At 63.5% G+C, this 20,825-nt stretch carries 22 protein-coding genes; 6 read left to right on the top strand and 16 right to left on the bottom strand.

Features of this window, described 5'->3' with window-relative positions; genetic code table 11:
- Positions 1–91: 91 nt before the first annotated feature.
- The 6 genes from edd (at position 92) to ACP7EG_RS00925 (ending at position 5,920) form a co-directional block, all read left to right on the top strand.
- Positions 92–2,005: a phosphogluconate dehydratase gene (gene edd / locus ACP7EG_RS00900; protein ID WP_426086044.1), complete on the top strand. Its 1,914-nt coding sequence runs from the start codon at positions 92–94 to the stop codon at positions 2,003–2,005.
- Positions 2,006–2,008: 3 nt separating this feature from the next.
- Positions 2,009–2,638: a bifunctional 4-hydroxy-2-oxoglutarate aldolase/2-dehydro-3-deoxy-phosphogluconate aldolase gene (locus ACP7EG_RS00905; RefSeq protein ID WP_426086045.1), complete on the top strand. Its 630-nt coding sequence runs from the start codon at positions 2,009–2,011 to the stop codon at positions 2,636–2,638.
- 63 nt (positions 2,639–2,701) lie between these two features.
- Positions 2,702–3,214, top strand: coding sequence for a Rhs element Vgr protein (locus ACP7EG_RS00910; RefSeq protein WP_426086047.1), 513 nt, complete (start codon positions 2,702–2,704; stop codon positions 3,212–3,214).
- Between the two features lie 241 nt (positions 3,215–3,455).
- Positions 3,456–3,902, top strand: coding sequence for a TadE/TadG family type IV pilus assembly protein (locus tag ACP7EG_RS00915; protein ID WP_426086048.1), 447 nt, complete (start codon positions 3,456–3,458; stop codon positions 3,900–3,902).
- The gene (locus tag ACP7EG_RS00920; RefSeq protein ID WP_426086049.1) at positions 3,902–4,483 is read left to right on the top strand and encodes a TadE/TadG family type IV pilus assembly protein; all 582 of its coding nucleotides are present in this window, start codon (positions 3,902–3,904) and stop codon (positions 4,481–4,483) included. Before ACP7EG_RS00915 ends, ACP7EG_RS00920 begins: the two co-directional genes overlap by 1 nt.
- 36 nt (positions 4,484–4,519) lie before the next feature.
- Complete coding sequence (locus ACP7EG_RS00925; protein ID WP_426086050.1) at positions 4,520–5,920, top strand: vWA domain-containing protein; 1,401 nt, start codon at positions 4,520–4,522, stop codon at positions 5,918–5,920.
- A gap of 292 nt (positions 5,921–6,212) precedes the next feature.
- Here the strand turns inward: ACP7EG_RS00925 and ACP7EG_RS00930 are convergent, their stop codons facing one another.
- The 16 genes from ACP7EG_RS00930 to ACP7EG_RS01005 form a co-directional block, all read right to left on the bottom strand.
- The gene (locus ACP7EG_RS00930) at positions 6,213–7,145 is read right to left on the bottom strand and encodes a type II secretion system F family protein (RefSeq protein ID WP_426086051.1); all 933 of its coding nucleotides are present in this window, start codon (positions 7,143–7,145) and stop codon (positions 6,213–6,215) included.
- Between the two features lie 19 nt (positions 7,146–7,164).
- The gene (locus tag ACP7EG_RS00935; protein ID WP_426086052.1) at positions 7,165–8,142 is read right to left on the bottom strand and encodes a type II secretion system F family protein; all 978 of its coding nucleotides are present in this window, start codon (positions 8,140–8,142) and stop codon (positions 7,165–7,167) included.
- Between the two features lie 11 nt (positions 8,143–8,153).
- Complete coding sequence (locus ACP7EG_RS00940; protein WP_426086053.1) at positions 8,154–9,539, bottom strand: CpaF family protein; 1,386 nt, start codon at positions 9,537–9,539, stop codon at positions 8,154–8,156.
- Positions 9,536–10,726, bottom strand: a complete 1,191-nt coding sequence (locus ACP7EG_RS00945; protein ID WP_426086054.1) for an AAA family ATPase — start codon at positions 10,724–10,726, stop codon at positions 9,536–9,538. The genes ACP7EG_RS00940 and ACP7EG_RS00945 overlap by 4 nt, the downstream gene beginning before the upstream one ends.
- A gap of 45 nt (positions 10,727–10,771) precedes the next feature.
- A complete protein-coding gene (locus ACP7EG_RS00950; RefSeq protein WP_426086055.1) occupies positions 10,772–11,062 on the bottom strand; it encodes a pilus assembly protein in 291 nt (96 codons plus the stop codon).
- A gap of 9 nt (positions 11,063–11,071) precedes the next feature.
- On the bottom strand, positions 11,072–12,895 hold the full coding sequence (locus ACP7EG_RS00955) for a type II and III secretion system protein family protein (protein WP_426086056.1): 1,824 nt from the start codon (positions 12,893–12,895) through the stop codon (positions 11,072–11,074).
- 43 nt (positions 12,896–12,938) lie between these two features.
- Entirely contained in the window at positions 12,939–13,772 is an 834-nt protein-coding gene (gene cpaB / locus ACP7EG_RS00960; RefSeq protein ID WP_426086057.1) for a Flp pilus assembly protein CpaB, read from the bottom strand.
- Positions 13,769–15,115: an ATP-binding protein gene (locus ACP7EG_RS00965; protein WP_426086058.1), complete on the bottom strand. Its 1,347-nt coding sequence runs from the start codon at positions 15,113–15,115 to the stop codon at positions 13,769–13,771. Before ACP7EG_RS00965 ends, cpaB begins: the two co-directional genes overlap by 4 nt.
- Positions 15,116–15,151: 36 nt before the next feature.
- Complete coding sequence (locus tag ACP7EG_RS00970; protein WP_426086060.1) at positions 15,152–15,772, bottom strand: methyltransferase; 621 nt, start codon at positions 15,770–15,772, stop codon at positions 15,152–15,154.
- Positions 15,773–15,813: 41 nt separating this feature from the next.
- Entirely contained in the window at positions 15,814–16,401 is a 588-nt protein-coding gene (locus ACP7EG_RS00975; RefSeq protein ID WP_426086061.1) for an A24 family peptidase, read from the bottom strand.
- On the bottom strand, positions 16,398–17,453 hold the full coding sequence (locus ACP7EG_RS00980; protein ID WP_426086062.1) for a phosphatase PAP2 family protein: 1,056 nt from the start codon (positions 17,451–17,453) through the stop codon (positions 16,398–16,400). Before ACP7EG_RS00980 ends, ACP7EG_RS00975 begins: the two co-directional genes overlap by 4 nt.
- Positions 17,450–17,623 (bottom strand): Flp family type IVb pilin, encoded by a 174-nt coding sequence (locus ACP7EG_RS00985; RefSeq protein WP_426086063.1) that lies wholly within the window; start codon positions 17,621–17,623, stop codon positions 17,450–17,452. Before ACP7EG_RS00985 ends, ACP7EG_RS00980 begins: the two co-directional genes overlap by 4 nt.
- Positions 17,624–17,691: 68 nt before the next feature.
- Positions 17,692–17,862, bottom strand: coding sequence for a Flp family type IVb pilin (locus tag ACP7EG_RS00990; RefSeq protein ID WP_096237373.1), 171 nt, complete (start codon positions 17,860–17,862; stop codon positions 17,692–17,694).
- Between the two features lie 80 nt (positions 17,863–17,942).
- Positions 17,943–18,089, bottom strand: coding sequence for a hypothetical protein (locus ACP7EG_RS00995; RefSeq protein ID WP_157751248.1), 147 nt, complete (start codon positions 18,087–18,089; stop codon positions 17,943–17,945).
- A 243-nt stretch (positions 18,090–18,332) separates the two neighbouring features.
- The gene (locus ACP7EG_RS01000; protein WP_426086064.1) at positions 18,333–19,049 is read right to left on the bottom strand and encodes a response regulator; all 717 of its coding nucleotides are present in this window, start codon (positions 19,047–19,049) and stop codon (positions 18,333–18,335) included.
- Entirely contained in the window at positions 19,046–20,713 is a 1,668-nt protein-coding gene (locus ACP7EG_RS01005; protein WP_426086065.1) for a sensor histidine kinase, read from the bottom strand. Before ACP7EG_RS01005 ends, ACP7EG_RS01000 begins: the two co-directional genes overlap by 4 nt.
- Between the last annotated feature and the right edge of the window lie 112 nt (positions 20,714–20,825).

Here is a 20,825-nt window from a genome sequence, read left to right on the forward strand (position 1 = left end):
CTTATTTCTGTTGTTGGCCCATGCAAGAGTGCTTCTTCTTCAGCGTTTTGTAGTAAAATTTCACGAAATACTCATTTTTAAGGAAATCCATATGGCGCTGCATCCAGTAGTCGAATCCGTAACAGCGCGCATCATCGCGCGCAGCCGGCCATCGCGCGGCGCCTACCTGGCGCATCTGGATGCGGCCCGCATTCAGGGCGTGCAGCGCGGCGCCCTGTCGTGCACCAACCTGGCGCACGGCTTTGCCGCCTTTCCCGTCAACGACAAATTGTCGCTGAAAGAATACAAGAAGCCGTCCGTGGCCATCGTTTCCTCGTACAACGACATGCTGTCGGCGCACCAGCCCTTCGAAGGCTTCCCGCAGATTATCAAGCAAGCCGTGCGCGAAGTGGGCGCCGTGGCCCAGTTCGCTGGCGGCGTGCCCGCCATGTGCGATGGCGTGACGCAAGGCCAGCCGGGCATGGAACTGTCGCTGTTCTCGCGCGACACCATCGCCATGTCGACGGCCGTGGCGCTGTCGCACAATATGTTCGATGCGGCCCTGTACCTGGGCGTGTGCGACAAGATCGTGCCGGGCCTGCTGATCGGCGCGCTGCACTTCGGCCACTTGCCGGCCGTCTTCGTGCCGGCCGGTCCGATGACGTCGGGCCTGTCGAACCAGGAAAAAGCCAAGGTGCGCCAGCTGTATGCACAAGGCAAGGCCACGCGCGAAGACTTGCTCGAAGGCGAATCGAAAGCCTACCATGGCGCCGGCACCTGTACCTTCTACGGTACCGCGAACAGCAACCAGATGCTGATGGAAGTGATGGGCCTGCACTTGCCGGGCGCCGCCTTCATCACGCCGAACACCCCGTTGCGCGATGCACTGACCGCCGCCGCCGCCCAGCGCGCCGCTGTCATCACGGCGCAAAGCGCCAGCTACTTGCCAGTCGGCCATATCGTCGACGAGAAATGTATCGTCAACGCCGTCGTGGGCTTGCTGGCCACGGGCGGCTCGACCAACCACACCTTGCACCTGGTGGCGATCGCCAAGGCGGCCGGCATCGTCATCGACTGGAACGATTTCAATGAACTGTCGGCCATCGTGCCGATGCTCACGCGCATCTACCCGAACGGCGACGCCGACGTGAACCATTTCCACGCGGCTGGCGGCACCGGTTACCTGATCCGCGAACTGCTGGATGCGGGCTTGCTGCACGAAGACGTCAACACCATCCTGGGCCACGGCTTGCGCGCGCACTGCATGGAGCCCTTCCTCGGCGAAGACGGCAAGGTCTTCTGGAAAGACGCACCGGCCGCCAGCGCCGATGAAAACGTGCTGCGCCCCGCGTCGAACCCGTTCGCGCCGGACGGCGGCATGGTCCTCGTCGCAGGCAACCTGGGCCGCGCCGTGATGAAGGTCTCGGCCGTCAAGCCGCAGCACCGCACGGTCGAAGCGCCTGCCCTGGTGTTCAATTCGCAGGAAGAGTTCATGAACGCCTACAAGGCTGGCACCCTGGACCGCGACTTCGTCGCCGTGCTGCGCTTCCAGGGCCCGCGCGCCAATGGCATGCCGGAACTGCATGCGCTGACGCCCGCACTGGCCAACCTGCAGGATGCTGGCCGCCACGTGGCGCTGGTCACCGATGGCCGCATGTCGGGCGCGTCGGGCAAGGTGCCGGCCGCCATCCATGTCTCGCCTGAAATCCTCGCCGGTGGCCCTCTGGGCCTGGTGCGCGACGGCGACATCATCCGCCTCGACGCGTTTACCGGCGTCCTTGAGGCGCTGGTGCCGGCCGACGTCTGGCATGCGCGTTCGCTGGTCACGACCGACCTGTCGCCGAACCACGTCGGCATGGGCCGCGAGCTGTTTTCCATGTTCCGTTCCACCGTCAGCGCGGCGGAAGAGGGTGCTACCACCTTCGGCCTGCCGTCGCCGATTCCCACCACCGTCGCCTTGCACGACGCCGACAATGTCGGTGATACCGTACCGGGTTCCGATGAAGACTTTTTGGCTAGGAAATAAGAGATGACCATGACACTACTGGAAATTATGCGCACTTCGAGCGTGATCCCCGTGATTGCGATCGACGATCCTGAACACGCCGTACCGCTGGCGCGCGCGCTGGTGGCGGGCGGCATCCGCGTGCTGGAAGTGACCCTGCGCACCAAGCACGGCCTCGAAGCGATCCGCGCCATGTCGGAAGTACCGGGCGCCATCGTCGGCGTCGGCACGCTCACGCGTCCCGAGGAATTCGTCCAGGCGCGCGATGCGGGCGCCGTCTTCGGCGTCTCGCCAGGCCTGACGTCGGCCCTGGTGGCGGCGGCGAAAAGCAGCGGCCTGCCGCTGCTGCCAGGCGTGATGACGCCCGGCGAAGTGATGGCGGCACGTGAAAACGGCTTCCAGCAGCTGAAACTGTTCCCGGCCGTGCCGGCGGGCGGCATCGGCATGCTCAACGCCATCTACGGCCCGCTGCCGGACATCACCTTCTGCCCGACGGGCGGCATCTCGCAAGAGACGGCGTCGCAGTTCTTGGCGCTGAAAAACGTCGCCTGCGTAGGCGGCTCGTGGCTGACGCCGAAAGACGCGATCGCGGCCGGCAACTGGGACCGCATCACGGAAATCGCGAAAGCTGCCAGCGGTTTACGGTCGGCGTAAGCGGCACCGGCGCGGCAGGCTTTTATGCCTGCCGCGCTTTCTTCTCTTCTTCTTATGCGAGTCTTGCGCCGCCCCCTCACCATCGGCGAAACCGCCATGGCCCGCAGCGTCTTCCAGGGCGCCATCGACTACGCGCGTGTGCGCGTCGTGCGCGGCTCGTTTTTACCATTCGGCTTGCAGGACCAGAACACGGCGATGACGCCGCGCGGCAGCCTGCACTTCATGCCGGCCCAGTACCGCGACGATTTTTCCCGCGAAGGCAATGGCGGCAAGCTGTTCTTCATCCACGAGATGGTGCACGTGTGGCAGTACCAGCTCGGCTACAGCGTGCTGCTGCATGGCGTGCTGCTGGCGCTGCGCGGTGGCTACATTGGGCAGCGTGCCTACCGCTACGATGCGCAGGCCGGCGGCGTCCTGTCCGACTTCAACATGGAGCAGCAGGGCGACATCATCGCCCACTACTTCGGCGCGCGCCAGCTGGGCATTCCCGCCTACGTGGCGCAACTGCCGCAACTGCAGGAGATCCTGCAAGGCTTCCTGCTCAACCCTGCCGACCGCCGCCTGCTGCCGCGCTAATTTTATCTCCCCTGCTCATTTTCGAGCGCACCTGATTTACCCGCATTCAGACCTTGACTTTCGTCTCAGTATTACCTAAATTAAATTATACAAAGAACAATTTATTTGACTTTATTGCAACTTCGGCGCGAGACCGAGAGCAACCTGTCCAAGCGAGTAAATCATGCAGACTAGAAACAGCTGTAGGGGAAAGTTGTGCCTGAAAAAAATGCCGCGCGGCGCGGCCTTGGTGGAGTTTGCCATGATCGCCCCACTCCTCTTTTTCCTCATCGCCATGATCATGGAACTGGGGGTCATGTTCTGGGTCAACTTGACAATGCAATACGCGGTGCGCGAAGGGGCGCGCTATTCCATCACGGGACAAAGCAACCTCGACCCCGCCACGGCGAACAAGCAGCGTTACGAAGCGGTATTGCAAAGAATCAAGGATAGTTCGCTGGGACTGTATGGCATGGTCAGTCCCGTCATCGTCGTCAATGGCGTGTCGCAAACGCCATCGGCTTACAACAACAATATGTTTGGCGCCGCTGGCGACATCGTCGTCTTGCAGGTGAACTGCACCTGGCCTGTCGTCACGCCCGCCTGGCGCTTGATGGCGCTGCTCAACCCCGGCCACCAGACCAGTGCCGGCTCGCGCAGCCAATACACATTCAGCGTGGCTGCCACCATGCGCAACGAGGCCTTCTGATGAACGCGCGCAAACTGCCAATCCGGCGCCAGAAGGGTGTGGCCGCCGTGGAATTCGCTCTCGTACTGCCATTCTTGCTGATGCTGGCCGTCCCCGTGTTCGACCTGGCGCGCATCGTGCAAGGCGACATGATCCTGACCAATCTGAGCCGCGAAGGCGCCAACCTGGCATCGCGCTCCTCGCAAGACCCCCAGACCATCATGACGGCGCTGGCCATGACGACGCCGCCGCTGGACATGGCCACCAATGGCAGCATGTACATCAGCAAGATCATGGGCAATGGCCCTGGCAAGTCGAACGTCATACTGGAACACTACCGCTGGACGAAGGGGGCGCAGCAGCCGAGCCGGGTATGGACTTGCAACAGCTGGGCCACCGATGGCAGCGGCAAGTGCAGCAACATCCCCAGCGCCGGCTCGGCCATCAATGACGCCATGAGCAACCAGCTCGCTGACGGCGAAGTGATTTATGTCGTGGAAACGCTGTACCGCTCGACCATTCTGTTTGCAGGCATGAACCTGGGCTTCGGCGCCAAAACGCCGCAGCTGAGCGGCAATCTGTACGCCAAAACCATCTTCTGACATCCGGACGCCATCATCCGGTACCTGGAGGGCATCATGAAAAAACGTAACACGCCTGGAAAACAGGCCAAGGGACAGGTTCTGATTGTCGTGGCATTGTCGCTTGTCGTGCTGATAGGCGCCGTGGGCCTGGCCATCGATTCGGGCCTGGGTTTCATTGTCCGCTCCAAGCTCAACTCTGCCGTCGATGCCGCCAGCATCGCCGCTGCCCGTTCCGTCACACAGGGCGTGGGCGAGGCCGCGCAACGGGCCAGCGCGCAGGCTGCCGCGCGGAAATTCTTTGCCGCCAATTTTCCCACCGGCTATCTGGGTGCCACGCCCAGCTTTCCCGATCCGACCATCACGTTTGACGCGGGCAAGGTCACAGTCGACGCGTCGGCCACGGCATCGGTGCCGGTGACCCTGATGCGGGTGTTGGGCTTCAATTTTCTCAATGTCAGCGCGGCGGCGCAAACCATCCGCAAGGACCTGGACCTGGCGTTTGTGATGGATACCTCGGGTTCGATGGCGTCCGTGGGGCCGACCGTGATCAGCAGTGCGAAATTGTTCCTGACCAAATTTAACAAGGACCTCGATCGAATGGCCCTGATTCATTTTTCGTATGGCGCGGTACTCGACAATACAATACGTACCAGCACACGCGGCTTCGCCCTGAACGATACGGATGCGCCGACCGGCTCGGCGGACGGCAAGGGCATGAATACCCACATCGGCAAATACGTTTTTGACGGCTTGACCAATTCCGCCGAAGGCATGTGGAATGGGCGCAACCAGCTCAACAGCATTCCCCTGGCCCAGCGTTCCAGCCTGCGCGTCATCGTGTTTTTTTCCGACGGCACGCCGAATACCTTTTCTTCCGTTTTTACCTTCAAAAAACCTGCTGATTGCACCACGCCCGGCTCGCTGATCACGAACGATGCTGCCACCGGCACGCCGGCTGGCTTGTGGCTGATCAACATGCAGAGTTCGACGGCTGCGGGAAAGTGCTACCAGGGAACCGATATCGTCAAAAACCTGGATGCTGCCGCCTTGCCAAAATGGTACAACGCGCACAATCTGGCTGACCAGGAGTTCGCCATTTATCCTGGCACCACGCTGCGGCCCGTGACCAACGATACCAGTACCAATGCCAAGACCTGGGTCAATGTCAACAATGCTTCGCGCAACCTGCTCGAAGCGATGGCCGCCAAGGCACGCTCGGAAGGCATGTATGTATTTACGCTGGGCCTGGGAACGCAGTTGACCACCGTCAATGGCCCCGTCGCTGGCGACACGGGCGAGAGTATCCTCAAGTGCATGGCCAACACGACCGATGCGCCATCGCGTTGCGCCACGCCGACGCAGCCGGTGGGCATCTATTGCCACGCGGCCAATGCCACCGAGCTCAAACCGTGCTTCGAGAAGCTCGCCTCGGCCATCTTGCGCATCAGCATGTAGTTGCTCGCCAGGCAGGCAACAGGGCCGGACACGCAGTCCGGCCTTTTTTTTGGTTCATCGCGGCAGGCGCCTTCACCGCATCAAGCACGCGCCTGCGACGCATACGTGCGTCGTTGGCGCCGTACTGCCAAGCCGGACATGTTGTTTGGGCTCGCCAGCGCAGCGCTGGACAGGCATGCGGTGCTGCGGCAGGGGCAGGCTGCGAGAAAGGGCAGGGAGGGACGCGTTGCTGGCGGGGGAAGGCATTGCTCCCGGCAGTGGCTGCTGCCGGGAGGCGTAGGGAACGCTCGTCTTAATTGCCGCCAGCCATGCCTGGCAGCAGGATGCGGTAGATTTGCAGGAACGCTGGCCCCATTAGTACCACCAGCAGCGAGGGGAAAATGAAGAAGATCAGGGGAAACAGCAGCTTCAGGGCGATTTTCGCGGCTTGCTCTTCGGCCAGCTGGCGCCGTTTGGTGCGCAGTTGATCGGACTGCACGCGCAGCGAGGAGGCGATGCTGGTGCCGAAGCGTTCGGCCTGGATCAGCATGGACACCAGGGCGTCGACATCCTCGACGCCCGTGCGCAGGCCCAGGTTGCGCAAGGCGCGCTCCTTGGAATTGCCGGCGCGTAGTTCCAGCGTCAGCAAATGCAATTCCTCGGCCAGCACCCCGCTTTTCAGGTTGATCTCGGCCGCTACCCGCGCCAGTGCCGCATCCATGGCCAGGCCCGCCTCCACGCAGACGGTCATCAGGTCGAGTGCATCGGGAAACGCTTCAAAGATCTCGCGCTGGCGCAAGCGGATGCGCCGGTTCAGCCAGAGATTGGGCAGGTAGTAGCCGAGACCGGCCGCCAACAGCAGGCACAGCAGCAAATTGATGCCGTCGTCATGTACCCCGGCCAGGCTCAGCCCGAGGAACAGCAGCACGGGCAGGCCGATGGCCAGGCCCGTCTTGGCGCCGAAGTACAGCAGGGGCGCCGACGGATGGCGCAGGCCCGCATGCATGAAGCGCAGGCGTATCCTGGACGTTTCCCAGCCGTCTTCCGGCAAGGACAGGCGGGCCAGCGGTCCGCTGAACTTGACGAAGTGCGCCAGCCATTGGCGCGCACCGCCTGCTTCGCTGGTACCCACACTGTCGAGGCGCTGGCGTAGCGGGTCGGGTATGGCTAATAGCAGCACGAACATGGCGCCGGCGAAGACGGCGATGAAGAGCAAGCCCAGAAATCCTATTTGTACGGTAGTCATGATGTTTTCTCCCTCGACACTACACCCGGATGTGGATGATCTTGCGCATGATGAGGATGCCGACCAGCATCAGCATCGCAGCACAGGCCAGCATTTTTTGTCCACCGGGATCGTCGTACAGCACGGCCAGGAAAGTCGGATTGCTCAGGTGGATCACGGCCGCCGCAGCGAATGGCAGCAGCGACAATATCCAGGCCGACAGGCGCGCCTCGGCCGACAGCACGCGCACCTGGCCCAGCAGTTTCATGCGGTCGCGGATAATGTGGCTGATGCTCTCAAGCAGTTCTGCCAGGTTGCCGCCTGTCTCGCGCTGTATCAGTACGGCAATGACAAAATAACGCATGTCGGTGCTGGGCACGCGGGTGGCCAGGTTCATCAGGGCATCCGGCATGGCGATGCCGAAATTGACTTCGTCGAAGGCGATGCGAAATTCCTCGGCCAGCGGCGCGGTCATTTCATCGCCGACCATTTTCAGTGCCGTGGGAAAGGCATGGCCGGCGCGCAGTGCGCGGCTCATCAGGTCGAGTGCGTCGGGCAGCTGCATGCCGATGCGCAGCAAACGGCGCGCCTTGGCCCGCTCGATGTAGTACAGGGGCAGCAGGGCGCAGGCGGCCGCCACGAGCAGGCGCAGCAGCCAGGGCAGGTTGATGAAGCTGATGGCTACCAGGGCGACGAGGAAGGTCAGCAGCACCAGCATGGCCCACTGGGCCACGCTCCATTTCAGGCCCGACTGCTCCAGCAGGCGGTCCAGGGCATGCACGCGCGGCACCTCCAGCAGCAATTTCTGCAGTGCCGGCGTTTCACTGAGCAGGCGTTGCTTGATCATGGTGGTGTTTTGCTCGCCCGCGTGGGCGCCGGCCGACAGCACCCGCAGCCGATGCGCCACCCGCTCCGATTCGGGGCCGCGCGCATTGTTCCAGCTGTGATACAGGCCCGTAATGAACAGCACCACGGCGAGGAAGATCAGCGCGCCGAAGACGTAATAGCTATAGTCCATGGCCCTTCTCCTTAGTGGTATTGGCGGCTGGGATCGAACAGGCTTTCCGGCACGACGACGCCGAAGGCGCGCAGGCGGTCGAGGAACTGCGGCCGCACGCCGCTGGCCTGGAAGTGTCCGCTGACGGTGCCGTCCTGGGCAATGCCGGTCTGGCGAAAGGTGAAAATTTCCTGCATGGTGATGATCTCGCCTTCCATGCCGGTGATCTCCTGGATCGCCACCACCTTGCGCTTGCCATCGGTCAGGCGCGCCACCTGCACCACCACGCCGATGGCGGCGCTGATCTGCTGGCGCATGGCCTTGCCCGGCAACATCGAGGCAGCCATGCTGATCATGTTTTCCAGCCGCGTCAGCGCGTCGCGCGGGGTATTGGCGTGAATGGTGGCCATCGAGCCTTCGTGGCCCGTGTTCATCGCCTGCAGCATGTCGAGCGCTTCGGCGCCGCGCACCTCGCCAAGGATGATGCGGTCGGGCCGCATGCGCAGCGCATTGCGCACCAGCGCGCGCTGCGTCACCTCGCCCTTGCCCTCGATATTGGCCGGCCGCGTTTCCAGGCGTACCACGTGCGGTTGCTGCATCTGCAGTTCGGCCGCATCTTCGATGGTGACGATGCGCTCGCTCGTGCTGATGAAGCCGGAAATCGCGTTGAGCATGGTGGTCTTGCCGCTGCCAGTGCCGCCCGAGATCAGAATATTGACCTTGGCCTTGCCCAGGCCTTGCAGTATCTGCGCCATTTCCGTCGTCAGGCTGTGCCGTTCCACCAGGTCGGCCAGGCGCAGCGGCTGGGCCGAGAAGCGCCGTATCGACATCACCGGGCCATCGATGGCCAGCGGCGGGATGATGGCGTTGACGCGCGAGCCATCGGGCAGGCGCGCATCGACCATGGGGCTCGATTCGTCGATGCGCCGGCCCACGCGCGAGACGATCTTGTCGATGATTTTCAGCAGGTGGGCATCGTCGGTGAAGCGAATATTGCTAAGTTCCAATTGGCCATGCCGCTCGACATACACCTGGCGGTAGGTATTGACGAGTATGTCGGAAATTTCCGGATCGGCCAGCAGCGGTTCGAGCGGGCCGAAGCCCAGCACTTCATCCTGGATGTCGCGCACCAGCGTGCGCCGCTCGATGTCGTTGATGACGACATTGTCTTCATCGAGCAGGCGTCCGACGAGGGTTTTCAGATCCTCGCGTATCTGCTCCTGCGACAGGCGCTGCATGCCCTCCAGGTCGATCCTGTCGAGCAGGGCCTGGTGCACATGCTGCTTGAGTTCATGGTAGGCGGGATTGTCGGCGCTGCCAGCGCGGGTTGCGCCGAACGGCGCGTAGCCATTCGGCGCGGCGGCGCTGCCGAGGCGTTCACGCAGGCTGGGATGGCCGCCATTGATATCGGTACTCATGCTGTTTCCCCTCGAAGGTGAATGGGCCGGCTACGCTGGAACAGGCGCGAAAACAGGCCTGCCGGGACGGGCGCGCGCCCGCCCGACAGCTTGCTGGCACACTCCTGCAGCGACTTGGACAGCGGGCTGCCCGGCGCCAGCTTCAACACCGGCACGCCCTGGTTGACCGAAGCGGCCGCTGCCGCGTAGTGATTCGCGATGGTATGGAAGATGCGCTGGCCATACGCCGCCTCCAGGTCGCGCAGGCGGATTTCATCGTCGCCTGCGTAGCGGTTCAGGATCAGGTGAATCTTGCTTGCCGGATACTCCAGTGACTGGAACGCCTGCAGCAGGCGCTTGCCGTCGCGGATATAGGGCAGCGTTGCCTGCATGACGGGACAGATCATGTCGGCATGGTCCAGCGCGCGCACGCTGATGGCATCGAGGCCGCGGCCCAGGTCCAGCACGATGAAATCGTACTCGCTGCGCGCCAGGTGCAGCAGCTGGTCGATGTGTTCCGGTTTCACGTCGCTGGAATGGGCCGGATCTTCGGGCGCGGCCAGGATGCTGAAATTCGGCGTCACCTGCACCATGCTGGCGGCCAGGAAGGACGCGTCGAGGCGGTGGATTTGCTGCGCCACGTGCGACAGGGTCGCTGTCGGCTTCTGGTCAGAGACAAACAGCGCCGCATCGCCGAACTGCAGGTTCAGGTCGAACAGTGCCACACGCTGATTGTCCAGCGACAGGGCATAGGCCAGGTTGGCGGCGATGAAAGTGGCGCCGCTGCCGCCCTTGCACGAGGCAAAGGCGATCACCTTGCCATTGCGCTGCACGTGCCGCGCGCTCTTGTCCTCGAGACGCTGCAGCGCCGCATTCAGGGCCGCGCTGCTGTCGGCTTGCGGCAGCACTTCGCGCACGCCGGCGCGCATGGCTTTCAGCAGGAAGTCGCTGCCCTGGTGCTCGCATTGCAGGATGATGGCCATGCCCTGCTGGCGGCTGGCCAGGCGCTCGATGCGCGCCAGGTCGGCATCGTCGATGACGGGTTGTGCCAGCAGCAGCACGTCGGGCGCCGCCATTTCGGCCGTGCCGGCAAGCCGCTCCAGGCTGCCGACGGCGCTGTCGATATCGTCGCCGGCATGGCGCTTGCGCAGCAGCGCCGCCATCCCGGCCAGTTGTTGTTCGTTACTGGAGATAATGAAGATTTTCACGGCGGGCTCCGGCTGTGGATGGGATCAAAGGGCGGGGCGGCAGTGTCAGCGTTTGCTGACGCCGATCGTCAGTACGTCGGGCAGCGGTTCGGGCGCGCTGAACGACTTCTGATACAGCTTGTAGCCGCTGATGGCGCTCCTGCCATCGAGGCCCAGCACGGGATTGGTATTGCTGGCCGCAGCGGGATACAGGATCTGCTGTTGCTTGAGCAGGGTCACCGCCTCGCCGAAATGGCTGTCGAGCACAGGAGTGGTCGTGGCGGCACAGCCAGCCAGCGATGCCGCTGCGCACAACAGGCAGCGGGGCAGGGTGCGTGTGAAGGAAAAGGTTTTCATGGGGCGCTCCTATTTGAGATCATCGATGATGCTGGCTGACGGCGTGGCCGCATCGGCCTTGGGCACGGCGCGGTATTGCGGCAAATCGTCGCTGGGCGGCGTCGGCATGGCGGGCGGCACGGGGGCCGGCATGGCTGCCTGGGGCGGCATGGAAGCGGGTGCTGGCAGCGGCGCTGGCATGGGCATCGGTGCCGGCTGCAGCATCGGCTGCGGCTGCGGTGCGGGCGCCCGGCCTTCCATTTTTCCCTGCAGGAAGACGTCGCCGCGCGTCGGCGGTATGTACTCGTCGGTAGGCAGCTTGTAGTCGGCCGGCAATGGCTTGACCAGGTGCGGCGTGATGATAAAGACCAGTTCCGAGCGGTCGGTCTGGAAATCCGTGCTGCGGAACAGCGCGCCCAGTACGGGCACTTCACCCAGGCCCGGCAAGGCCTTGATATTGCTGGTGACATTGTTCTTGATCAAGCCGCCGATGGCGAAGCTCTGGCCGTCGAACAGTTGCACCGTGGTGGTGGCGCGCCGCGTGGTAAACGATGGCAGAATGGCGGTCGTCGAGATGCCCGTAGCGGTGATGCCGATGCCTTCCTTGTTCAGGTCGGATACTTCTGGCGACACTTTCAGGTTGATGCGCCCCCCTTCGAGCACGGTGGGGGTAAATTTGACGGCCACGCCAAACTCTTTTTCTTCCAGCGTGATCGTGGGCGTGCCGCCGTTATTGGTCTGGCTGACGGGAATGAAAATCTTGCCGCCGGCCAGGAAACTGGCTTCCTGGCCGCTGATGGCCATGATGTTCGGTTCGGCCAGCACCTTGATCAGGCCATCGCGTTTTTGCGCGTCGAGATTGAAGAAGTTGTTCTTGCTGGCGCCGCTCAAGCCGCTGGGATTATTGCTCAACAGGCTGGACAGCAGCGAATACGACCAGCTGCCGATGGTCTTGTTGATGCCCAGGCTGGCGCCCAGCTGGTCGACCAGGGTTTTCGATACCTCCGCCACTTTGACTTCCAGCATCACTTGCTGCGGTGCGGCGATGGACATCAGGTTGATCACGCGTGGCGAGGGAGCTGGTCCGCCCGAGGGGTCGGCGGGGCCTCCAGCGGCGGGCGCTGGCGCTGCGCCGGCGCCCGCCGCCGCAGCCGTGCCGGTGGCAGGACGCGAACCGCGTTGGGCATACGCGTTCGCCAGCGACATCGCCTGGTCGGCCTTGACGGTATCGCTGACCATGCCCGACAGGATCAGCGTGTCGCCCGCGACCGTCACATGCAAGTCTTTCTCGTTCGGCAGCAATGCGCTCAGGCGCGCCTGCAGCAAGCTGCTGTCGATACTGACGGACAGGTCGATGATGCTGGCCTCGTTGCTGCGGTTCCAGATGATCAGGTTGGTGGTGCCGACGGATTTTCCCAGCAGATAGACATCGGTGGTATTGAGCAGGATCACATCGGCGATGCGCGGATCTCCCACCGAAACGCGGGCGACGGGAAACGGCAGGTGCATCAAGGTCGACTTGCCTTCGGCCAGGGCCATGCTCCGGCTGACGTCGGTGTGGCTGCCGGCCGTGTCCGGCATGGCTTGCGGCGCGATGGCCTTGGTGCGTGGTGCGCGGTGCACCACTTTTGGCGGTGGCGAGATGGCTGCGGCAGTGGCTGTGGCAGAGGCGCCAGCCATCTGCGGCTTGGCGCCCGGCGGCGTCGGCGACAGGCCGGGCGAGGCCGCTGGTGGCGCCGGGGCGGCCACTTCGCCATAGGCGGCCGGAATCAGGGCGCCGATGGCGGCGATGGCGAGGGCCATGCGCAGGATGCGGCTCCCGTTTGCTGTGCTCAGTTTGCTCATGGTGCTCATGGCATGCTCCTCGTGGTGCGGATCGGGTAGGAATCCGCGTTGTTCAGAATTGTTGGGAACTGCGTTCCAGCCCCTTGATGACATCGACTTGTGGCCCGACCGGTCCTTGCACCACGCGGTGGCGCACGACAGGGCGTGGTGCTGGCGCCGGTACCTGGGCGGCGACCTTGGTGTCGAGCAGGCTGGTCTTGGTGGCGCCTTCAGTGTTGACGGGCTTGTCTTCGATCTGGTTGCGCAGCACCAGCGAGAGCGTGCCGACGCTGCGCGCCAGGTCGAGCTTTTCCGCCTGGTCCGGCGTCAATTCCAGGGTCACGGCATTGACCACCTTGGGCTTGGTGTCGTCGCGGCTCGATTCCTGTGCGATCGCCAGCACGAGGATGCGTTCGAGGACGATCTTCGAAATGCTGGGGTCGCGCCCGCTGGCATTCTTGGTCAGCTCGTCCTGGGTGTTGACGAGAATGTCGACATAGTTGCCGGGCAGGGCAAAGCCGGCCACGCCTACCACGTCATTGACGCGCACGGTCATGGCGCGCTTGCCTTCGCCGACCACGGCCGACAGGCCGCCCTGGGTGCCGGGGGGCGCCAGCTTGCTCTCCATGATCGGTTCGCCGTGCTGGATGCTGGTGCGCGTGACGCGCGCGTCGAGCAGTTTCGGATCGTTGAAGGCGCCCGGCGGCAGCGCGTTGGCGGGCCAGTCGACCATGCGCACCATTTCAGGCGAGATGCGCGCGCCCAGGCTGATGTCGAGTAGCGCAACGGCTACCTTGTTGGTATTGCCCGAAGCCTGGGCATTGATCCAGCGCGCGGCCACGATGACCGCCACGAACGCCAGGATGACCGCGAAGGCCATCATCGTCAGAGCGCGTGCGTTTCTCATTTTGATACTCCTTTATGCAGGACCGAAGCCGATCCGTTCTGTATGCCGGCGGAGCCGTCGGCGGCGCCGAAATAGTTGTTCCAGGCCCAGTGCAGCGCATCGGCTTCCAGGCGTGCCGGACGGCCCTCGTAGCACGCCACGTCGCACAATTGGGACAGGATGTCGCGTGGATAGCAGGCCAGCAGCGGCCGCGCATGCTGGCCATGCAGTTGCAGCAGGTAGTGGTAGCTGGCGTGGTTGAAGGCCATGCCAAATTGTTCGCAGGTGTGGCGGAACACGGTTTCGTAGTGGTAGCCGGTCAGTTCGCCGATGTGGATCTTGTAGCCGATGCGGCGCAGGAAGGAGTCGTCGGCCAGCTGCTGCGGCGCCAGGTTCGAGGAAAACACCACGATGACGTCGAAGGGCACGGGAAACTTGTAACCCGTGTGCAGCGACAGGTAATCGACGCGGCGCGACATCGGCACGATCCAGCGGTTCATCAGTTCCACGGGCGAGCAGCGCTGGCGGCCCAGGTCGTCGATGATGAAGATGCCGTTGTTGGCTTTCAGGTGCAGCGGCGCCTGGTACAGGCGGGCGCCCTGGTCGAATTGCAGGTCCAGCATGTCGAGCGTCAGTTCGCCGCCGGTCAGCACGGTGGGGCGCAGGGCACGCACCCAGCGCGGGTCGGCCGGCGGCGCGGCGTCGCTGGCCAGCGTGTGCAGCATGGGGTCGAGGAAGGGCAGCACCTCGCCATCGACCATCACCGCATGCGGCAGGGCGATGGTGCCGCTGAGCAAGCCATGCAGGCGCTCGGCCAGGTAGGTCTTGCCGCTGCCGGCGGGACCGTGCAGCAGCAGCGCCCGGCCCGAGTTCATGGCCGCGCCCAGCTGGTCGAGTACGGCAGCGCTGGCCACCACGGTGTGAAACTGCTGTAGTACGGTTTCGCGCGTGACTTGCATGCGAGCCACGCTTTGCGCCAGCACCTGCGCGCTGTAGTCGGCCAGCGTGACCGGTGCGGGGCCGCTGTAGGCATTGCGCCGCAAATAGTCGGCGGCGCGCAGGCGTCCCTGGTCGCCCAGATGATACTGCTGGTCGGCGTCGGTGCCGCTGTAGCCGGTGCGCTGTACCTCGCACAGTTTTTCGGCGCGCATGAAGGTCAGCAGCGGTTCGAGCACGCTGGCGCCCAGCTTCACGTGCGCCGACAGGGCCGGCAAGCTGATCTGGCCGCGCAGGAACATGACTTTCACCAGCAGTTCCACCAGGAACAAAAAGGGCAGGCCGGTCTCGGCCACATTGCGCGGCGCGCGCATCGCTGCCGGCGTGATGCTGCCGTTGGCGGGTTCTTCTGGATAGGTATCGGGCATGATGGCTCCTTGTTGCGTGTCGATCTGGGCTGGCGATCAGAAAATGAAAGGCAGCAAGCGGTATTTCACCTGGCGCATGTAGGCGCGATAGCGCACGTCGGCAGCCAGGAAGCGCTCTTCGCGCAGCAGGCGCGCCAGTAGCAGCGACATCATCGCGACGTAGATGAGAAGATTCGCTGTCGAGGTATTGGCCAGCACGTAGCCGCTCAGGGAAATCAGGTAGCTGGCGTACAGCGGGTGGCGTATCACGCGATAGACGCCGCGGGTCTTGATGGTGCGCTGGGCAGCCACCAGGCCGAAGCTGCGGTTCAGTGACAGCAGGCCCGTGAGCAGCAAGGCGCTGCCCGGCAGCAGCAGGTAGCGTGCATCGGCCCAGATCGCCATGTCGGAAGGACTGAAGAAGAAAGGCGCGAAGGTGGCGCCGATGGCCAGCAGCCAGTCGCGCATGTCGGTCGAGACGCTGTCCGGTGCCGTGCGGATCAGGAAAAACAGGGCCGAGACGGTTTCCGTCATGCAGAACAGCAAATAGCTCCAGTCACTGGTGTGAAGGTAAGCGAGCACGTGGGCATAGGCAAACACGGCCCAGATGCCCGCCATGAAGGCGTTGCCGAGCAGGCTGGCGTGCCGCGAGTGGCGCAGGGTGCTGATGGCGTTCATGATGGCGTCCCGTTCTGGATGCGGTCATGGATTTGCGCTGTTCAGCGCAAGCTCCACAGGTGGTTGTACGTCAGGAAAATTTGCAGGCCCGTGCCGCTGGTGATGGCAAACGCGTAAGCCAGCTTGCCGGTGACGGCAGGCGGCTCGGCCACGGTAGCGGGGCCGCCTGCGAGACTTTGCAGCAGCGTGCCGAGCAGCATGTGATAGGCGTTTTTCAGCACCTGGCGCAAACGGCGTCCCAGCAGGGCGGCGGCGATGGCCAGCACGCCGCCAGCGAGCAAGGTCAGCAGCACCGCTTCGAGCACGGCAAGCGGCCCCAGGAAGGCGCCGCACATGGCCATCAGCTTGACGTCGCCGGCACCCAGGGCGCGCAGTAAATACATGGGCAGCAGCAGTGCCAGTCCGGCAGCGGCGCCGGCCAGCGACTGCAGCAGTCCCAGGCCGCCAAACGGCTGCTGGAACAGGCCGGCGCCGGCCGGCAGCATGCTGTTCAGGAGCACGCCGCCCACCGTACCCCACAGCACCAAACGATTCGGGATGCGCCGCGTGCGCAGGTCATGCCACAGGGCAGCACCCAACAGGCCGGCCAGCAAGGCCAGGCACAGCAGCGAGGTCAGGGCGGAACTCATGACAGTAGTCCTCCCTTGCTCATGCATGGCGCCGCAGCGCCCAGCGTGCTGACGGAGACGCCGCCGGTACGCAGCATGCGGCCCACCGCATGCCAGACCAGTGCCGCGCCGGCCGCACCGGCATAGCCGTCGAGCGCGTAGTGCCAGCCCAGGTGCACGGAACCGAGCATGATCAGCATGGCGAAAACGCTGAGGGCGAGGCCGGCGGTGCGGCTGACGCGCCAGCCCAGCAAGGCCATCAGCACGGCGGTGGCGACATGCATGCTGGGCATGGCCGAGATGCCAAGTTCGCTCGAAGCGCCCCTGCTCTGGTAGTCTTGCCACAGCGTGTCTTGCACCGACAAGGCCCAGATGGGGAAGTGATGGTTGGCTTCGTGCAGATAGGCCATCAGTGGGGCGTAGGGGTCGCTGTCGTGCAAGTGGCCGTAGTAGCAGGGGCCGACGGAGGAAAACAGCATGGCCGCGATGCTGCCCAGGATGATCCAGGAGAGGACAAAACTGAGCAGGAACTGCATGCGCAGCAGCGGGCGGCGCATGTCTTGCGCCAGCCAGTAGATCGTGGCATAGAACAGGAAGAACCACAGGTGGTAGCTGACGTTCAGCAGGCCCGTCATCCATGGATAGCCCAGCAGCGGTTGCAGCCATGCCCATGGCGCGCTGCCGCCGTGCAGGGCGATATCCCAGGCGGACAGGCGGCTGTCCCAGGTGTAGGGATGCAAGCGGGGAATGGCCGCCTTGAAGGCCGTGAAGCTGGCGGCAAAGATGGGAATGAGCAGCAACACGGGCAGCGCCTGCAGCAGGCGTTCCCTGCTCAGGTAGCGGCGCAGCACGTGATACAGGTAATGGCACAGGCGATCTGGGCGCAGCATGAGCATCACATACAGGCTGTAGCCACATAGCGCAAACACGGCGGACAGCAGCGAAATGAGGAGAAAGCCCGAAAGTATCGGCACGCTGTCGCGCAGCGTGGAGAGGCTGCCAAGGAGTAATGTGACCGCGGCGGCATAGCCAAGTACGATCAGGCATAGGGGGCGGTGGCTGAGGGCGTTCATGATAGCGCCAGGATGATCTGGTCCTTGATATGGCCGTACATGAGCAGCACCTGGTCGCCGACCAGGCTGATGCTGGCCACCACTGCCAATGCCAGCAGGCTGGCCAGCAGCGCGTATTCGATCGCGGTGACGGCTGAATCTTCATGCAGGCAGGAGAACAGGCGTTTCATGGCGTACCTCGGAAACTGGACAATTGCCAACAGCCGGGCCGCACAGGGCCAGCCCGGCTTGTGGTCTGTTACGCGGCGGGAACCAGGGCAGTAGCGACCTTGTTGAAGATGATGTTCAGGTTCGTGCCGATGAGCTTGACGGCAACAATGATCACGACAGCGATCAAGGCGGCGATCAGGCCATATTCAATGGCGGTCACGCCATCTTCTTCGCGGATAAAGTTTTTGATGAGGTTCATGACAACTCCTGGTGGTTGAGGAACTACGGTGGATGAAACGGCATTGCTGTCTTGCAGGGGTATTTCCGCGAAACGCTGCCTTACGGGCTTACTCCCAGTGCCAGCAGCCCGATGATGCAGATCACGGCCAGCAGTGCGGCGACCAGGGCATAGCGGTAGAAGGCGGCCTTTTCCTTGCCCTGCAAATAGGCGGATAGTGATGCAGGAAGAAACTTGGCTAGGCGCATGCCGTGCTCCGTATCGTGGTGGACCGTGGCGTGTGATTTGCACTCCGGTAACACCAATATAGAAGTGGGCAGCTTGATCTACATCAGAAGAACCTCCCTTTCCGGCCGGGAGGATATGCTCGATTTTTTCGGGACAATTGTCATGGCTGGGCTTGGCACGCGCAGGCGCAGGCCGAACGCATGCCTGGCGCTACGCTGGCAAAGCGGGCGCCCTGTGAGGGGGGGCGGCTGCGGAAACGGGAATCAGCTGGCGGGCGGCAATTCGCCCAGTTGATGCTTGCTGGCGTAGGCGTACAGTTCCAGGCGGTTGTACACGCCCAGCTTGCGGTAGATCGACGTCAGGTGGTTGCGCAAAGTGTGTTCCGAGATGAACAGCTGGTCCGCCAGCAGCTTGGCTGGCGTGCCGCTGCCGTGCACCAGCGCGGCGATGATCTTTCTTTCCTTCAAGGTCAGGCTGGCCACGGCGATGGCGTGCGCCGATGCGCCGCCCGGCTGCGTCAGCTGGGTCATCATGCGCCCCAGCATGGCTTGCTCCAGCCACAGTTCGCCGTGGTAGACCTTTTCGATGGCCTTGAGCACCATCTCGGCCGGCGCATCCTTGCTGATGATCCCGCGCGCGCCTTTGAGGATGGCCTGGTCCAGCGTGGCCTGGTCGTGGCTGGCTGTTAGCACCAGTATGCGTGTGTTGCCTTGCCGTACCAGCGCCGGCAGGATGGCCAGCGAACTGACGCCGCCCAGGTCCAGGTCCAGCACGATGACATCGGGTTCCAGCGCCAGCGCCTGTGCCAGCGCTGCTGCGCTGTCGGACGCCGTGGCGACCACGCGCATGCCCGAGTGTTCGCCGCCGATCAGCCGTTCCAGGCCCCACAGCATGGTCTTGTGGTCGTCGACCAGCATGACGCGGATGCTGGTGTGGGTGTGGACGTCGGGCAGGTGCTGGCGTTCATTCATGTCGGTCATATCGGGATCTCGATCTGCACGGAAGTGTGGCCCAGGCGGCTGTGGGTGACGCGGGCGCTGCCACCGAGGGCAGCGGCGCGCTCGGCCAGCGAGTCGGGCAGGAAATCGGGCACGTGCGCGACCGCGCATTCATTCTCGATGCTGATGTGCAGCGCGCCCTGTACGCAGGTCAGCTTGACGGCCCCGTGGCGCGCCGATGTATGCTTGCGAATATTGCTCATGCCCTCGTTGACGATCTGGAACACCTCGGCCGCCAGGCGGTCGTTGATATGCAGGTCGCCTTCGATATGCAGGGTGATGTCGATGCCATAGAATTCGTGAATTTGTGCCGCCTGACGCCGTAGCGCCACCAGCAGTTCCGGCTCGCTTTGCACCTGGCCATTCTTGAAGGTGCGCGCATAGCTGCGCAGGTCGGTGATCACCTGGCCCGACATGATGATCAGTTTTTCCAGTTCGGGCAGCAGCGGATTGCCCGGCGTGGCTTCATTGCGCAGGGCGGCCAGGCCGTGGCGCAAGCCGATATACGGCTGCACGGCCGTGTCATGCAGGTCGCGCGCAATCTTTTCGCGCTCGCGCGAGGCCGCCTGCGATGCCAGGCGGTCGAGCAGATCGATGTTTTCAATGACGGGAAACGCCTGCGCGCCGATATGGCTGAGGAAAAGGGCATCGGTCCTGCTCATGCTGGTGGCGCAGACGATAAAGATGCGGCCCTTGCCATTGCGCAAGGGCAGTGGCGCGCTGATGAAGGCGTGCGCTTCGAGCAGTTCGGCCAGGCGGGCGCCTGCCGCGTCGTCATGCCGCGGCCAGCGCCCGCTGTGGGGATCGAGCATGCGCGCGCCGCCTGTCCACGGCAGCCAGGGGCTGACGGGCTGGTTGTACAGCGCGATTTTATCGTGCGCGAAAGCGAGCAGGGGACTGGCCGCGTCGTCGCTGAGGAGCGAGCTGGTGTGCACGACGCCCGTTGCCGTATGCAGTACGCTGCGCAGCGACCAGACGCGTGTGCCCTTGTCCTGCATGACCAGCAGGCAACTGCGGCCGTTAAAATAACTGCGGGTTTTTTCCAGCACCGAGCTAATGGTCTGGTCGACGCCGAAGCGCGGATTGGACAGCTGGCTGACATCGCGCAGCAGCGCCAGGTGGCTGCGCTGCGTGATGGCCGAGCCGCCCCAGTAGGCGATCATGTAGCCGAGCGCCAGCAGGAAGGTGGCGCGCAGCAGCAGGCGCGACAGTTCCGCATCCGTTTCGCCGAACAGGGCGGTGGCGGCGAACAGGCCGGCCGAAGCCAGGGTGATGCGCGCGCCTTCCTCGAAGCCGCGCTGGAACGATGAGGTCAGGATGGCAAAGAAGAAAAACAGGAAAAACAGGTTGTTGTGGTTGCTGCTGGAGAATACGATCAGTGCATACCAGGCCACGTCCAGCCAGTAGAGCAGAATATCTTCCGGCAAACTCATGCCCAGGATGGCCAGCACATACAGCAGCAGGCTGTGCAGGGTATACGCGGAAAAAATCAGCCAGGTGATCTTGCTCAGCCTGCCGGCGCTTTCGGGGTCGATGAACAGGGTCAGCAAGGTAGCGCTCGACAGCAGCAGACGCATGCCATTCACCATGGTCGTATCCATGCCAGCACCCGGCAAGCCGGATTTGAAGGAAGGATCGAGATTCACAAGCGCTCCTGGCCGTGTCCCGCATGGGCAGGCCATGCGCATGGATAGATACCACAGACAAATTCTTGTTGTTGTTGCTGCAATCAGTTACGAGTCTACGCACACGCCGTAA

The sequence above is a fragment of the Janthinobacterium sp. PSPC1-1 genome (genome assembly GCF_049897625.1).
GTDB lineage: Bacteria > Pseudomonadota > Gammaproteobacteria > Burkholderiales > Burkholderiaceae_D > Janthinobacterium > Janthinobacterium tructae.

Bases quoted from the DNA above. Each gene is read 5' to 3' on its own strand.
- edd (WP_426086044.1), top strand. From the start codon at position 92: ATGGCGCTGCATCCAGTAGTCGAATCCGTAACAGCGCGCATCATCGCG.
- ACP7EG_RS00905 (WP_426086045.1), top strand. From the start codon at position 2,009: ATGACCATGACACTACTGGAAATTATGCGCACTTCGAGCGTGATCCCC.
- ACP7EG_RS00915 (WP_426086048.1), top strand. From the start codon at position 3,456: ATGATCGCCCCACTCCTCTTTTTCCTCATCGCCATGATCATGGAACTG.
- ACP7EG_RS00920 (WP_426086049.1), top strand. From the start codon at position 3,902: ATGAACGCGCGCAAACTGCCAATCCGGCGCCAGAAGGGTGTGGCCGCC.
- ACP7EG_RS00925 (WP_426086050.1), top strand. From the start codon at position 4,520: ATGAAAAAACGTAACACGCCTGGAAAACAGGCCAAGGGACAGGTTCTG.
- ACP7EG_RS00930 (WP_426086051.1), bottom strand. From the start codon at position 7,145: ATGACTACCGTACAAATAGGATTTCTGGGCTTGCTCTTCATCGCCGTC.
- ACP7EG_RS00935 (WP_426086052.1), bottom strand. From the start codon at position 8,142: ATGGACTATAGCTATTACGTCTTCGGCGCGCTGATCTTCCTCGCCGTG.
- ACP7EG_RS00940 (WP_426086053.1), bottom strand. From the start codon at position 9,539: ATGAGTACCGATATCAATGGCGGCCATCCCAGCCTGCGTGAACGCCTC.
- ACP7EG_RS00950 (WP_426086055.1), bottom strand. From the start codon at position 11,062: ATGAAAACCTTTTCCTTCACACGCACCCTGCCCCGCTGCCTGTTGTGC.
- ACP7EG_RS00955 (WP_426086056.1), bottom strand. From the start codon at position 12,895: ATGAGCACCATGAGCAAACTGAGCACAGCAAACGGGAGCCGCATCCTG.
- cpaB (WP_426086057.1), bottom strand. From the start codon at position 13,772: ATGAGAAACGCACGCGCTCTGACGATGATGGCCTTCGCGGTCATCCTG.
- ACP7EG_RS00965 (WP_426086058.1), bottom strand. From the start codon at position 15,115: ATGCCCGATACCTATCCAGAAGAACCCGCCAACGGCAGCATCACGCCG.
- ACP7EG_RS00970 (WP_426086060.1), bottom strand. From the start codon at position 15,772: ATGAACGCCATCAGCACCCTGCGCCACTCGCGGCACGCCAGCCTGCTC.
- ACP7EG_RS00975 (WP_426086061.1), bottom strand. From the start codon at position 16,401: ATGAGTTCCGCCCTGACCTCGCTGCTGTGCCTGGCCTTGCTGGCCGGC.
- ACP7EG_RS00980 (WP_426086062.1), bottom strand. From the start codon at position 17,453: ATGAACGCCCTCAGCCACCGCCCCCTATGCCTGATCGTACTTGGCTAT.
- ACP7EG_RS00985 (WP_426086063.1), bottom strand. From the start codon at position 17,623: ATGAAACGCCTGTTCTCCTGCCTGCATGAAGATTCAGCCGTCACCGCG.
- ACP7EG_RS00990 (WP_096237373.1), bottom strand. From the start codon at position 17,862: ATGAACCTCATCAAAAACTTTATCCGCGAAGAAGATGGCGTGACCGCC.
- ACP7EG_RS00995 (WP_157751248.1), bottom strand. From the start codon at position 18,089: ATGCGCCTAGCCAAGTTTCTTCCTGCATCACTATCCGCCTATTTGCAG.
- ACP7EG_RS01000 (WP_426086064.1), bottom strand. From the start codon at position 19,049: ATGACCGACATGAATGAACGCCAGCACCTGCCCGACGTCCACACCCAC.